This is a genomic window from Rhizobium bangladeshense (assembly GCF_001662075.1).
Taxonomy (GTDB): Bacteria; Pseudomonadota; Alphaproteobacteria; order Rhizobiales; family Rhizobiaceae; genus Rhizobium; species Rhizobium bangladeshense_B.
Genome location: NZ_LYPL01000001.1, coordinates 664,748 through 677,755, shown reverse-complemented (window position 1 = coordinate 677,755; position 13,008 = coordinate 664,748). Strand labels below are relative to the sequence as shown.

General features: G+C 62.9%; 13 protein-coding genes. 2 read left to right on the top strand and 11 right to left on the bottom strand.

The genetic code is table 11. The features are described from left to right. Positions 1 to 19: 19 nt before the first annotated feature. From phnK to phnG, 5 genes are read right to left on the bottom strand one after another with little or no spacing between them, the layout of a single operon-like run. On the bottom strand, positions 20 to 796 hold the full coding sequence (phnK, locus tag A7X77_RS03320; RefSeq protein WP_064681562.1) for a phosphonate C-P lyase system protein PhnK: 777 nt from the start codon (positions 794 to 796) through the stop codon (positions 20 to 22). Further along, positions 793 to 1,668: an alpha-D-ribose 1-methylphosphonate 5-phosphate C-P-lyase PhnJ gene (locus A7X77_RS03315; RefSeq protein ID WP_064681561.1), complete on the bottom strand. Its 876-nt coding sequence runs from the start codon at positions 1,666 to 1,668 to the stop codon at positions 793 to 795. Before A7X77_RS03315 ends, phnK begins: the two co-directional genes overlap by 4 nt. Further along, positions 1,665 to 2,771: a carbon-phosphorus lyase complex subunit PhnI gene (locus tag A7X77_RS03310; RefSeq protein ID WP_064681560.1), complete on the bottom strand. Its 1,107-nt coding sequence runs from the start codon at positions 2,769 to 2,771 to the stop codon at positions 1,665 to 1,667. Before A7X77_RS03310 ends, A7X77_RS03315 begins: the two co-directional genes overlap by 4 nt. 4 nt (positions 2,772 to 2,775) lie before the next feature. Then, positions 2,776 to 3,384 carry a phosphonate C-P lyase system protein PhnH gene (gene phnH / locus A7X77_RS03305; RefSeq protein ID WP_064681559.1) on the bottom strand — a complete coding sequence of 203 codons (609 nt, stop codon included), beginning with the start codon at positions 3,382 to 3,384 and terminating at the stop codon, positions 2,776 to 2,778. After that, on the bottom strand, positions 3,384 to 3,860 hold the full coding sequence (gene phnG, locus A7X77_RS03300; protein WP_064681558.1) for a phosphonate C-P lyase system protein PhnG: 477 nt from the start codon (positions 3,858 to 3,860) through the stop codon (positions 3,384 to 3,386). The genes phnH and phnG overlap by 1 nt, the downstream gene beginning before the upstream one ends. Before the next feature lie 162 nt (positions 3,861 to 4,022). On the opposite strand from phnG, the gene phnF reads away from it, so the two are divergent. Continuing rightward, entirely contained in the window at positions 4,023 to 4,760 is a 738-nt protein-coding gene (gene phnF, locus A7X77_RS03295; protein WP_064681557.1) for a phosphonate metabolism transcriptional regulator PhnF, read from the top strand. A 44-nt stretch (positions 4,761 to 4,804) separates the two neighbouring features. On the opposite strand, the gene A7X77_RS03290 is transcribed toward phnF, so the two are convergent. The 6 genes from A7X77_RS03290 to mepA form a co-directional block, all read right to left on the bottom strand. After that, entirely contained in the window at positions 4,805 to 5,440 is a 636-nt protein-coding gene (locus A7X77_RS03290) for a 2,3-bisphosphoglycerate-dependent phosphoglycerate mutase (protein ID WP_064681556.1), read from the bottom strand. Between the two features lie 21 nt (positions 5,441 to 5,461). After that, on the bottom strand, positions 5,462 to 6,286 hold the full coding sequence (gene dapB, locus A7X77_RS03285) for a 4-hydroxy-tetrahydrodipicolinate reductase (RefSeq protein WP_064681555.1): 825 nt from the start codon (positions 6,284 to 6,286) through the stop codon (positions 5,462 to 5,464). Positions 6,287 to 6,301: 15 nt separating this feature from the next. After that, complete coding sequence (locus A7X77_RS03280; RefSeq protein ID WP_064681554.1) at positions 6,302 to 8,089, bottom strand: ABC transporter ATP-binding protein; 1,788 nt, start codon at positions 8,087 to 8,089, stop codon at positions 6,302 to 6,304. A 122-nt stretch (positions 8,090 to 8,211) separates the two neighbouring features. After that, positions 8,212 to 9,237, bottom strand: a complete 1,026-nt coding sequence (locus A7X77_RS03275) for a glucokinase (RefSeq protein WP_064681553.1) — start codon at positions 9,235 to 9,237, stop codon at positions 8,212 to 8,214. A gap of 17 nt (positions 9,238 to 9,254) precedes the next feature. Further along, on the bottom strand, positions 9,255 to 9,635 hold the full coding sequence (locus A7X77_RS03270; protein ID WP_064681552.1) for a methylglyoxal synthase: 381 nt from the start codon (positions 9,633 to 9,635) through the stop codon (positions 9,255 to 9,257). An 84-nt stretch (positions 9,636 to 9,719) separates the two neighbouring features. Beyond that, on the bottom strand, positions 9,720 to 10,853 hold the full coding sequence (mepA, locus tag A7X77_RS03265) for a penicillin-insensitive murein endopeptidase (protein WP_064681551.1): 1,134 nt from the start codon (positions 10,851 to 10,853) through the stop codon (positions 9,720 to 9,722). Between the two features lie 250 nt (positions 10,854 to 11,103). On the opposite strand from mepA, the gene A7X77_RS03260 reads away from it, so the two are divergent. Further along, complete coding sequence (locus A7X77_RS03260) at positions 11,104 to 12,936, top strand: extracellular solute-binding protein (protein ID WP_064681550.1); 1,833 nt, start codon at positions 11,104 to 11,106, stop codon at positions 12,934 to 12,936. Positions 12,937 to 13,008 lie beyond the last annotated feature (72 nt).

Sequence of the window (13,008 nt, the reverse complement as noted above, 5' to 3'; positions counted from 1 at the left end):
TTTGGACCTGCAGCGGTGCTCAGACCTGCAGGATCGAGGAAACGAGCAGTTGCGTGTAGGGTTCGCGCGGATCGTCGAGCACCCGGTCGGTGAGCCCGTGTTCGATGACGTAGCCGTCCTTCATCACCATCATGCGATGCGACAGAAGCCGGGCGACGGCGAGATCGTGGGTGACGATGATGGCCGAGAGGCCGAGGTCGTTGACGAGGCTGCGCACGAGATCGAGCAGGCGGGCCTGCACCGAGACGTCGAGGCCGCCGGTCGGCTCGTCCATGAAGACGAGGCGTGGGCCGGTGACGAGGTTGCGGGCGATCTGCAACCGCTGACGCATGCCGCCGGAAAAGGCGCGCGGCTGGTCGTCGATGCGGTCGGCATCGATCTCGACGCGTTCCAGCCAGTCGATGGCGGTGGAGCGGATCTTGCCGTAATGCCGGTCGCCGATCGCCATGAGGCGTTCGCCGACATTGGCGCCGGCGGAAACCGTCATGCGCAGCCCGTCGGCCGGGTTCTGGTGGACGAAGCCCCAGTCCGTGCGCATCAGGAAACGGCGCTCCGCCTCGTTCATATGGTAGAGGTCGCGGTAGGTGCCGTCGCGCATGTGGTATTCGACACTGCCGGTGGTCGGCATCAGCCGGGTGGAGATGCAGTTCAACAGCGTCGTCTTGCCCGAGCCGGATTCGCCGACGATGGCGAGCACTTCGCCGGGCCAGAGCCCGAAGGAGACATTGCGGCAGCCGATGCGATTGCCATAGAACTTCGAGAGGTCGTTGACTTTGAGAAGCGGCGTGTCGGTCATTCTGCAGCCTCCCGGGCCAGCATTTCGCCGGCATGCCCGTGTGCCCGGCGATCTTCGCAATGATCGGTATCGGAGCAGACGAACATGCGCCCGCCCTTGTCGTCGAGGATAACCTCGTCGAGATAGACCTCCTCTGCGCCACACAGCGCGCAGGGCTTGCCGAAGCGCTGGATTTCGAAGGGGTGGTCTTCGAAGTCCAGGCTGACGACATCGGTATAGGGCGGCACGGCATAGATGCGCTTTTCGCGGCCGGCGCCGAAAAGTTGCAGCGCCTCCGACCTGTGCATCTTCGGATTATCGAACTTCGGCGTCGGCGAGGGGTCCATGACGTAGCGGCCATGCACCTTGACCGGATAGGCATAGGTCGTGGCGATGCGGCCGTTGCGGGCGATATCCTCATAGAGCTTCACATGCATGAGGCCGTATTCCTCCAGTGCATGCATCTTGCGCGTCTCGGTTTCGCGCGGTTCGAGGAAGCGCAGCGGTTCCGGGATCGGCACCTGATAGACCAGCACCTGGCCGGCCTTGAGCCTTTCCTCCGGGATGCGGTGGCGCGTTTGGATGATCGTCGCCTCGCTCGTATGCGTCGTCACCGCGACATTGGCGACCTTCTGGAAGAAAGCGCGGATCGACACGGCGTTGGTCGTATCGTCGGCGCCCTGGTCGATGACCTTCAGCACGTCGTCAGGACCGATGATCGAGGCCGTCACCTGCACGCCGCCGGTGCCCCAGCCGTAGGGCATCGGCATTTCTCTGCTGGCGAAAGGCACCTGATAGCCGGGAATGGCGATCGCCTTCAGGATGGCGCGGCGGATCATCCGCTTGGTCTGTTCGTCGAGATAGGCGAAGTTATAGCTGGCGAGATCGCTCATTCGGCGGCTTCCTTCATGTCTTCGCCGCTGCTGCGGGAGGCTTCGAATTCGCTTCGCATGCGGCGGACGAGATCGAGTTCGGCCTGGAAGTCCACATAGTGCGGAAGCTTCAGGTGCTCGACGAAGCCGGTCGCTTGGACGTTGTCGGAATGCGAGATGACGAATTCCTCGTCCTGGGCCGGCGCGGTGATATCCTCGCCGAGCTCTTCGGCGCGTAATGCGCGATCGACCAGCGACATCGCCATCGCTTTACGCTCGCTCTGCCCGAAAACCAGGCCGTAGCCGCGGGTAAATTGCGGCGGCGCCTTGGCCGAACCTTTGAACTGGTTGACCATCTGGCATTCGGTGATCTGAATGACGCCGAGCGAGACGGCGAAACCGAGTTCCGGCACGTCGAATTCGACCGCGACCTCGCCGATGCGGATCTCGCCGGTGAAGGGATGGTTGCGGCCGTAGCCGCGCTGGGTGGAATAACCGAGCGCCAGCAAAAAGCCTTCGTCGCCGCGGGCGAGCGCCTGCAGGCGAAGGTCGCGGCTCATCGGAAATTCCATCGGCTCGCGGGTCAGATCGCCGACCTCGTGATCCTCCGGCATATCGCCGTCGGCCTCGATCAGGCCCTCCTCGCCGAGAATTTCGGAGACGCGCATGACGCGGCCGGTTTCGGCAGTACGCAGCGCGGGCGCCTCGACCGCCTCATCGGCAAGCAGCGAAGGGTCGAGCAGGCGATGGGTATAATCGAAGGTTGGCCCGAGAAGCTGGCCGCCCGGCAGATCCTTGTAGGTCGCCGAGATACGGCGTTCGATCGTCATATCAGCCGTGTCGAGCGGCTTGGAATAACCGAAACGTGGCAGCGTCGTGCGGTAGGCGCGCAGCAGGAAGATCGCCTCGATCATGTCGCCGCGCGACTGGCGGATGGCAAGGCCTGCGAGCGTGCGGTCGAACAGCGAGGCCTCGGCCATGACGCGGTCGACGGCGAGTGCCAACTGCGCGACGATCTGATCGATGCCGATCGCCGGCAGCGAACGGTCGCCGCGGCGGCGGTCGGCAAGCAGGCGGTGGGCATTGGCGATGGCGGCCTCGCCACCCTTGACGGCAACATACATGAGCTCAGATCTCCGTTGCTGTGATCTTGGTGGTGCGCGGCAGGCAGAGGAAGCGCTCGGCTGATGTCAGCACGATGTCGATTCCGCGCGGAAAGAGCGCGCGGTTCTCGGTCCAGAGCCGCAGGAAGGTCTCCGGCAACCCGACAGGTGCGATCTCTGTCACAGTCTGGATGCCGGGGCCGATCAGCGCCAGCCGGCGCCCACCCTCGAGGTCGGAAAGTTCGATGATGAGCGTCGTTGAACGGTCGGGATATTCCTGCGTGCCAGAGGCAAAGAGGCCGAAGGGGCAAAGCGTGGCACCGGCCTCCGTGAAGGCGAAGCGTGCCTCGGCCTTCTCCGTGGTCAGCGGCGCGCCGGCGTGGAAGCTGAGCCATTCCGGCACGGCGGATTTTGTTAGCCCCTGAGAAAGCCAGACCGGCGTGTCGTGATCGCAAAGCGTCAGCGCGATCGCGCCGGCTGCAATGCCGAGCGGCGCAGGCGGCGCGACATCGGGCTGAACGGTCTGGATCGTCCCAGGACGGGCCATGCCGTGCATCAGCATCTTGAAGACGCTCTGGGCGTGGAAGACCGGCTCGGCAAAGCCGCCGGTCAAGACTTCCGTGTCGAAACCCATCAGTTGTCTCCCCGCACCATCGTGAAGAAATCGACGCGGGTCGCCGCCGTCTCGTCGGCCATGCGACGTTCGGCGGCGGCGATCCGCTCAGTGATCGGTAAAAGCAGCGCCCGTTCGACGAAATCCTTCGTCGCCTCCTCCTGCCAGAGCGCATCGAAGATCGCCGCAAGCCGCGCCTTCTCGCGGTCGGTGCCGAGCGCCTGCGCATGGCCGACCGAGCCGGAGTCGAGCCGGACCGTCGCGCGCGTCACCGTCACCTCGCCAAGATTGAAGGGAGCGTCGCCGCCGCCGATGCGTCCGCGCACCATCACCAGCCCTGTCTCCGGTCCGCGCAATGGATGCGTCGCAGGCTTTTCCGGCAACGCATCCCAGGCCGCCGAGAGTTCGCTCCGTTCCGCCCGCGCCAGCAGATCGGCGGCGCGTTTACGCCCGGAGGCCGTCTGTGACGTAGCGTCGTTACTGTCCGCTGATATCATCGCTGCTTCCTTCAATATGTCTATTGATATAGACAACCATACAAGCTATATCTAGTCCTAAATCGATGCCGTGACAAGCGTGTGACATCCCGTAGCGCGGCCACGTCTTTTCAGGCGCGTGAAGGCTGTTAAAAGGCGCGAAATGGCAGGGCAGGGGATGGAATGGCGGGACTGAAGCAGGTGCAAAGACAGACCGGCGTGGCGCTCTGGCGACAGATCGCCGACCGGATTCGCGAGGCGATCGGCAACGGCGCCTATGATGGAACCGGAATGGTGCCACCAGAAACCGTTCTGGCGCTGCAATTCGGCGTCAACCGGCATACGGTGCGTAGCGCTTTGGCAGCATTGGCGCAGGAAGGCATCGTCCGGGCGGTGCAAGGTCGCGGCACGCTGATCGAACGCAAGGAGCGGCTGAATTTTCCGATCACCCGGCGCACGCGTTTTACCGCCGGCATCGGCGACCAGGCACGCGAGATGCGCAGCCTGCTGCTCGATGAACTGACGGTGGAGGCGAACGCCGAGGTCGCCCGCTGGCTGCGGCTGAAGACGGGCGCAAAGGTGATCCGGCTGGAGACGTTGCGCGAGGCCGACAAGCGGCCGGTGTCAAAGGCGACGAGCTGGTTTCCCGCCGAACGCTTCGCCGGGATTGGCGAGGCCTACCGCAAACATCAATCGATCACCAAGGCTTTCGCCGAACTTGGATTGGCGGATTATGTCCGGGCGACCACCGAGGTGACGGCAGCGCATGCCGACACGGCTGATCTGGCCGATCTCGAACTCACCCCCGGTGCGATCCTGTTGATCGCCAAGGCGATGAATACCGATCTCGACGGCGTGCCGGTGCAATATTCGATCAGCCGGTTTGCGGCCGACCGGGTGCAGTTCACCATCGAGAATTGATAAATGCGCCGTGCCAGCGTCGTCGGCTGGCACGGCAATTGGCTTCAATGTGCGCCGGACATGTCGCCGAGCACTTCCTTGGAAGCGACGGTGGAATCGGCGTTCAGCTTGTAGACCATGGGAACGCCGGTCGCGAGGTTGAGGGCAAGCACGCCTTCCTTGCTCAGTTTGTCGAGCACCATGACCAGCGAACGCAGCGAATTGCCGTGGGCGGCGACCAGCACTTTTTCGCCGCGCAGCACCCGCGGCAGGATCTCGGTAAGGTAATAGGGCCAGACGCGGGCGCCGGTATCGCGCAGGCTTTCGCCGCCGGGAGGCGGCACGTCATAGGAGCGGCGCCAGATATGCACCTGCTCCTCGCCCCATTTGGCGCGGGCATCGTCCTTGTTGAGCCCGGAGAGATCGCCGTAGTCACGCTCGTTCAGCGCCTGGTCGCGGATCGTCTGCAGGTCGGGCTGGCCGACCTTGTCGAGGATGAGCTTCAGCGTGTGTTGGGCGCGCACCAGCGCCGAGGTGTAAGCGACGTCGAATTTGATCCCGTATTCGGCAAGTGCTGCGCCGCCGGCATTGGCTTCCTGGATGCCGAGTTCAGTTAGATCGGGATCCTTCCAGCCGGTGAAGAGATTCTTCAGGTTCCAGTCGCTCTGGCCGTGGCGAACGAGGACGAGGGTTCCGCTCATGAAAATGTCTCCGAAATGTCGTTATTGGGAAGAAAGCCCGAGTACGTCGAGCATGGAATAGAGACCCGGCTTCTTGTCGCGCGCCCAGAGAGCTGCCTTGATGGCGCCGCGTGCGAAAATCGAGCGGTCGGCCGCACTATGCGACAGGGTGACGATTTCACCTTCTCCGGCGAAAAGCACGGAATGCTCGCCGATGACGGAGCCGCCGCGCAACGTCGCAAAGCCGATCGTGCCGGCCTCGCGAGCCCCGGTATGGCCGTCGCGCACCCGGACCGATTTCGAGGCGAGATCGATATTGCGGCCCTTGGCCGCGGCTTCGCCGAGGAGAAGGGCGGTGCCGGAAGGCGCATCCACCTTGTGCTTGTGATGCATCTCCAGGATTTCGATGTCCCAATCGACAGGATCAAGCGCGCGGGCTGCCTGCTGCGCCAGCACACTCAGCAGATTGACCCCGAGGCTCATATTGCCCGACTTGACGACGCGGGCATGGCGAGCGGCGGCGGCGATCCTGGCATGGTCGTCTTCCGAACAGCCGGTGGTGCCGACGACATGGACAATGCGGGCCTGGGCAGCGAGGCCCGAAAATTCCACCGTCGCCGCCGGTGAGGTGAAGTCGAGCACGCCTTCGGCATGCAGGAAGGCATTGAGCGGATCGTCGCCGATAATGACGCCGGTCGGGCCGAGCCCGGCAATCTCGCCGGCATCCTTGCCGACGAACGGCGAACCGGGGCGCTCGACGGCGGCATGCAAAGTCACGCCCTCGATGGAATGGATGAGCCGGATCAGTGTCTGTCCCATGCGCCCTGCCGCGCCGACCACCACCAGTTTCATCGCAGCATCGCTCATCTCAGTCTCACCAGGTCAGTTTAGATCGGAGGCCGAAGGCCTCTGCAGATTGTTGAGGCGAGCGTAAAGACCGTCGCTGACCTTCGCAAGCGTCTCGTGATTGCCTTCTTCCACGACCCGCCCCTGCTGCATGACGACGATCTTGTCGGCGCGCACCACGGTTGAAAGCCGGTGGGCGATGACGACGACGGTACGTCCGGTCATCGCCTCGTCGAGCGCCTTCTGCACGGCGGCTTCGGATTCCGTGTCCAGCGCCGAGGTCGCCTCGTCGAGAAGCAGGATCGGCGCATTGCGCACCAGGGCGCGGGCGATCGACAGCCGCTGGCGCTGGCCGCCCGAAAGCGTCACGCCGTTTTCGCCGACCGGCGTATCGTAACCCTGCGGCTGGGCGCAGATGAAATCATGCGCATAGGCAAGCCGGGCTGCCTCCTCTACCTCGGCATCGGTCGCTTCCGGCCGGCCATAGCGGATATTGTCGCGGATCGTGCCCTCGAACAGGTAAGGTTGCTGCGAGACATAGGCGAGCTGCTGGCGCAACGACTTCTTGGTGATGTGGGCGATGTCCTGCCCGTCGATCAGGATCTCGCCCTCGCGCGGGTCGTAAAAGCGCGGAATGAGGTTGATGACCGTGGATTTGCCGGCCCCCGAGGGTCCGACCAGCGCCGTCGTCGCGCCGCCCTCGGCGATGAAGCTGACGCCGCTCAGCACGCTCTCATTGCCGTAGCCGAAGGAAACGTTGCGGAATTCGATCTTGGCTTGCGTCACCGTCAGCGGCTGAGCATCCGGCAGGTCACGCTGGCGCGGCTCCATATCGAGCAGTTCATAGATCATCCGCGCATTGACGACGGCGCGCTCCATCTGCACCTGCAGGCGGGCAAGCCGGCGGGCCGGGTCATAGGCCAGCAGCAAGGCGGTGACGAAAGAGAAGAAGGCGCCCGGCGGCACGTTGTAATAGATCGAGCGGTAGGCGGCATAGGCAAGCACGCTGGCAACGGCAAAGCCCGCGAAGCTCTCGGTCAGCGGCGAGGTGCGTTCGGAAAGCCGGGCAATCCGGTTTGCCCGGTTTTCGGCGCCTTTGATGAGTTTGTTGACCTTGCGTTCCAGCTCCTCTTCCATCGTGAAGGCTTTTACGATGGCAATGCCCTGGATCGTCTCCTGCATGGCGCCCAGCACGTGGCTGTTCAGATGCACGGCCTCGCGGGTTGCCGAGCGCAGCCGTTTGGAGACGTAACGCAGCGCATAGAGCAGCGGCGGCGCCATGATGAACACGGCAAGGCTGAGCAGCGGGTCCTGGAGGACCATCACGCCGATCAGCGAAACGAAGGTCAGGAGGTCGCGCACCGTCGAGGTGATCGTCAGATTGAGCACGTCGCGGATGCCGCTGACGTTCTGGCTCACCTGCGCGGCGATTTGGGCCGAGCGCGCCTCGCTGAAGAAGCCGACTGAAAGCGTCATCAGATGCGCGTAAAGGCGGCGCTGATATCGGGCGACGATATCGTTGCCGACCTTGGAAAGCGCCACCGCCTGACCGTAGCTCGCAAAACCGCGCAGCACGAAGGCGACGAAGATCGAAAGACAGATGATCCAGACGACGTCGGCGCGGCGATTGGCGAAAGCCTCGTCGATGATCGCCCGCATGATCCAGGCAGTGAACGCCGTCGAAAGTGCCACGATGATCAGGCAGGCAATCGCGAAGACATAACCCCAGAGATGGTCGCGGCCGTTTTCAGCGATAATGCGCTTCAGGATGCCGGTGACGGTATCGCTGCTGACGCTCTGCTTTCTGCTTTCCGCCGCTTCCAATAATGAGCTTTCCTGTCTCGACCAAACGCGGCGCGGGGCGACGCGTACTTTTGGCGGCTCTATAAAGAGTTGGGATCGGTTTGGCTAGAGCGCCGCGCGTCCGGGTGGGACGCGCGCCTGGATCAGCGCCGCCAGCGGCGGCCTTCCGTCGAGACGCCGAAATTGGCCGGCATGCGCGCATAGGAGGAAAGTCCGGCAAGGGCTGCCAGCGGATGCGTCACCACATAGGTCGGGATGGTGCGAAGCAGCTGGGTGTGCGGCGCCTTGTCCTCGAAGGCCATGCGGAATTCCGGTTTCTTCAGGGCCGGGAGGATCTTCTGCGAGATGCCGCCGGAGAGATAGACGCCGCCGCGCGCCATGAACACCATCGCCAGGTCTCCCGCCACGCGCCCGAGATAGGTGGCAAACAGCGAGACGGTCTCGACCGCGGCCTTGTCGCTGCCGGCAAGCGCGTGCGAGGTGATGTCGGCCGGATCCTTCATCGTCGGCTGGATGCCGTCGACGATACAGATGGCGTTATAGAGGTTGACGAGGCCGCGCCCGCAGAGGATCTGCTCGGCCGAGACGCGCCCTTCGATCGTCTCGATATGCGGGAAGATCTCATAGTCGCGCTTGCTGCGCGGCCCGAGATCGATATGGCCGCCTTCGCCGGGGACCGGGATCCAGCTGTGCTGGGCATGCACGAGGCCGCCGACACCGAGGCCGGTGCCGGGTCCGAGCACGACGCGCGAGGCGATCATGTCGCCGGTGGCATTGCCGATGCGCTCGCGGTTTTCATCCGACAGGGCGGCAATCGCCAGCGCCTGCGCCTCGAAATCGTTGACGACGAGCACGTCCTCGATGCCGAGACCGTCGATCATCGTTCTTGGCCGCACCACCCAATCGCAATTGGTCAGCGGGATTTCGTCGTCGTTGATCGGGCCGGCAACGGCGAGGATCGCCGAACGCGGCTGCACCGCAGTCTTGTCGAGAACGCCCTTCTGGATCGCTTCGTCGATCGTCGCGAAATCTGCCGTGCGCACGTTCGGAAACTGCTTCGGCTCGGCATAGGCATCGGACAGGATGGAGAAGCGGGCATTGGTGCCGCCGATATCGCCGATCAGGATCGGGAAGGGCAGCGGAGCGGTACTGTTGTTCGGTTTTGGCATGGCCGGTCCCGTGCTGATCAGGCTTCGAGGGTGGGAAGGAGCTTTATAGCGGTCGCGTGGTTGAGTGCCATCGGAATGTCGTAGACGATCGCCAACCGCATCAGCGCCTTCACGTCGACATCATGCGGCATCGGCGTCAGCGGGTCGACGAAGAAGATTAAGGCACCGACCTCACCGGTCGAAATCAGCGCGCCGATCTGCTGGTCGCCCCCAAGCGGCCCGCTTTTCAACCTGACCACGTCGAGGTCGGGCGCGGCATCGAGCACCCGCCCGCCGGTCGTGCCGGTGGCGACGATCTTCCAGCGTGAAAGAAGGTCCTTGTTGGCGTGGGCGAACGCGGCCATGTCGTCCTTCTTCTGATCATGCGCAATCAATGCGAGGCATTTGCCGCCGGCCATTAATCCCTCCGACCCAACAATTCAATCGATTTGACCGCTTCTATACCAAGAATTTGCGATTTGAAAGACAGCGCCGGGCGCTCCTCATTGGACCACCGGCTTGTCGTTCGGAACCGGGCCGACATCAGGCAGTTCTCCGTCGTCATCCTCGGCGACCGGCGCCGCCGCCGGCACGGCGGCAAGCGCGCTCGCGGCGGAAGGTCCGCCCGCGGCGGAAGGTCCGCCCGCGGCGGAAGGTCCGCCCGCGGCGGAAGGTCCGCCGTAGGTGGCGGCCTGCATCGAGGTGACGGAAGCGGCGTCGAGCACGGCGGCGCAGGCCTTTGGCATGTCGGAGACCATCATCTCGCGCGGCGGCTTCGGCGGCTTGGCGCCGGGCTTCGGCGGCTTTGGTGGCGCCCATGGCGCCGGCGTGAACCAATAGGCGAGCGACTTGTCGCAGCCGTCTCCGGCGGGGACCGGGGCTTGCGGCGTGCATCCGGCTGCACCGGGCGGGCACTTCATACGGATGTGAAAATGCGAATCATGGCCGTATATCGGCCGGAGCTTGCCGAGGTTGGTGCGATCGCCCGTCCAGGTGTCGCACATCTTTTTCTTGATGGCGGGATTGACGAAAATGCGCTCCACCTGGGGATAGCTCGCCGCCAGCATCAAAAGTCGCGCCCGCGACTCCGTCCATACCTTGGGGTCGACGGTCAGGAACTTGTTTTTCTGCAGCATGGTGGTGAAAGGCAGGTTCTCACGCTCCTCGGCGGTCAGGCGGCGCGCGGGCATCGGTGTGAACCATATATCGGCATCGAGGCCGATCTGGTGCGAGGAATGGCCGTTGAGCATTGGCCCGCCGCGCGGCTGGGCGATGTCGCCGACGAGAATGCCCGGCCAGCCGGCATATTTGACCGCATCCTGCGAAAACCGCTCCAGGAGCGCGATCATCGCCGGATTGCCCCAGCGGCGATTGCGCGAAAGCCGCATCGCCTGCCAGGTCGGCCCGTCGGTCGGCAGCGCAACCGCACCGGTCATGCAGCCCTTTGCATAGAAACCTATCGGCTGCGCCGGCCCCTGCGTCGGCAGGCTGGCGCCTGCAAATAGCGCCTTGGCGCTGCCCGGGCTCGGCGTCTTCTGCTGTGCGCCGACATCGCCGGCGGCAAGGCCTGCGCCGATCGCGCCGGCAAGCGCCAGTCTGCCGAATGTTCTGAAAGCCTGCGCGAAGCCGAAAGCCATGCTGTTCCCTTAAGTCGATGCCGAAGTGATTTGCCTGCGAATCTATAGTGAAAAGCGATTTTGGTGAATCGATGATTTGGCGGACGAGCGCGCGAGAAGCCGGGCGGATCACCGCAGCGCCACCGGATCGGCCCTTTGACAGGAGTTTACGGCTCAAAAATTCGCGAGCCAGGCAAAAACCAAACTCTCTCCTGTTTTTCGCCCCTATTTCTCGTATTGTCGAATCCATCAATATTCAGGGGAAATGGGAATGGCGGCTTTGTGGTCGAGGATCGGTCTGTTTCTATCGCTTGCGGGTGCTCTCGTCCCGATCGCGTCTATGGCTGAGGATCAGCCGTTTCAGATCGGAAGCTCGGTCATCAGCGAGATGAAGTACAAGCCGGGCTTTGCCCATTTCGACTACGTCAATCCAGATGCCCCAAAGGGCGGAGATCTGCGCCTTTCCGCGAGCGGCGCCTTCGATACGTTCAATCCGCTGCTTGCCAAAGGCCAGACGGCGGTAGGCCTGACGCTCGTATACGACACGTTGATGAAGCCCGCCGATGACGAGCTGCTTGTGTCCTATGGCCTCCTTGCCGAAGGGCTGTCCTTCCCCGCCGATGTTTCGAGTGCGACCTTTCGCCTGCGCAGGGAGGCAAAATGGGCGGACGGGCAGCCGGTCACGCCCGAGGATGTCATCTTCAGCCTGGATAAGACCAAGGAGCTCAATCCCGTCACCGCAAACTACTATCGGCACGTGGTAAAGGCCGAAAAAACCGGCGATCGAGATATCACCTTCACTTTCGACGAGAAGAACAATCGCGAGCTTCCGAACATTCTCGGCCAGTTGGTTGTCGTGCCGAAACATTGGTGGGAGGGGCAGGGACCGGACGGCAAGCCCCGCGATATTTCAAAGACGACGCTCGAGCCCGTGATGGGGTCCGGACCTTATAAGATTGCATCCTTCTCGCCCGGAGCGACGATCCGTTATGAACTGCGTGACGACTATTGGGGCAAGGATCTCAATGTGAATGTCGGCCAGAACAATTTCCGTAACATCATCTACACCTATTTCGGTGATCGGGACGTCGAGTTCGAAGCCTTTCGCGCCGGCAACAGCGACTACTGGCAGGAAACCACAGCTGCCCGCTGGGCGACGGGATATGATTTCCCCGCAGTGAAGGAAGGACGCGTCAAGAAGGAAGAGGTTGCAAACCCGCTGCGCTCCACCGGAATCCTGCAGGCTCTCGTGCCCAATATGCGGCGTGATCTGTTTAAGGACGAGCGGGTCCGCGAAGCGCTGAACTACGGTTTCGACTTCGAGGAGCTGAACCGCACGGTTGCCTTCAACAGCTACAAGCGCATCGACAGCTATTTTTGGAACACCGAGCTTGCCTCTTCCGGCCTGCCGCAGGGACGTGAACTGGAAATATTGCAGGGCATGAAGGACAAGGTTCCGCCCGAGGTCTTCACGACGCCGTACACCAATCCCGTCGGCGGTGACCCGCAGAAAAGCCGCGACAACCTTCGCAAGGCGATTGCACTACTGAAAGAAGCTGGTTGGGAGATCAAGAGCAACCGCATGGTCAACACCAAGACCGGCCAGCCGATGAGCTTCGAGATACTGTTGTCGAGCCCGATGTTGGAGCGCTGGGCGGTGCCTTATGCCAACAATCTCAAGAAAATCGGCATAGATGCGCGGGTGCGGACAGTCGATGCATCGCAAGCCGTCAATCGCGAACGCAGCTTCGACTACGACATGATCTGGAATGTTTGGGCGCAGTCTATGAACCCTGGCAACGAGCAGGTCGACTATTGGGGATCCGCTTCGGTCAATCAGCAAGGGTCCCAAAATTATGCCGGCATCGCCAATCCGGCGGTTGACGAACTCATCCGCATGATCATCTTCGCGCCGAACCGCGATGAACAGGTCGCGGCGATCAAGGCGATGGACAGGGTCCTGCTTGCAAACCATTACGTCATCCCGCTGTTCTACCGCGGTACCCAAAACATCGTCCATTGGAACACGATCACCCATCCGGCCGAATTCCCGGCTTACAGCCTTGGCTTCCCCGATGCCTGGTGGTCGGCCTCGGCAAAATGAGCGGGCTTGCAATGGTGGGGCTCTGGGCTCCAAATGGCACAATCGAATCACGACAAGCCGGCAGGGCCGGCA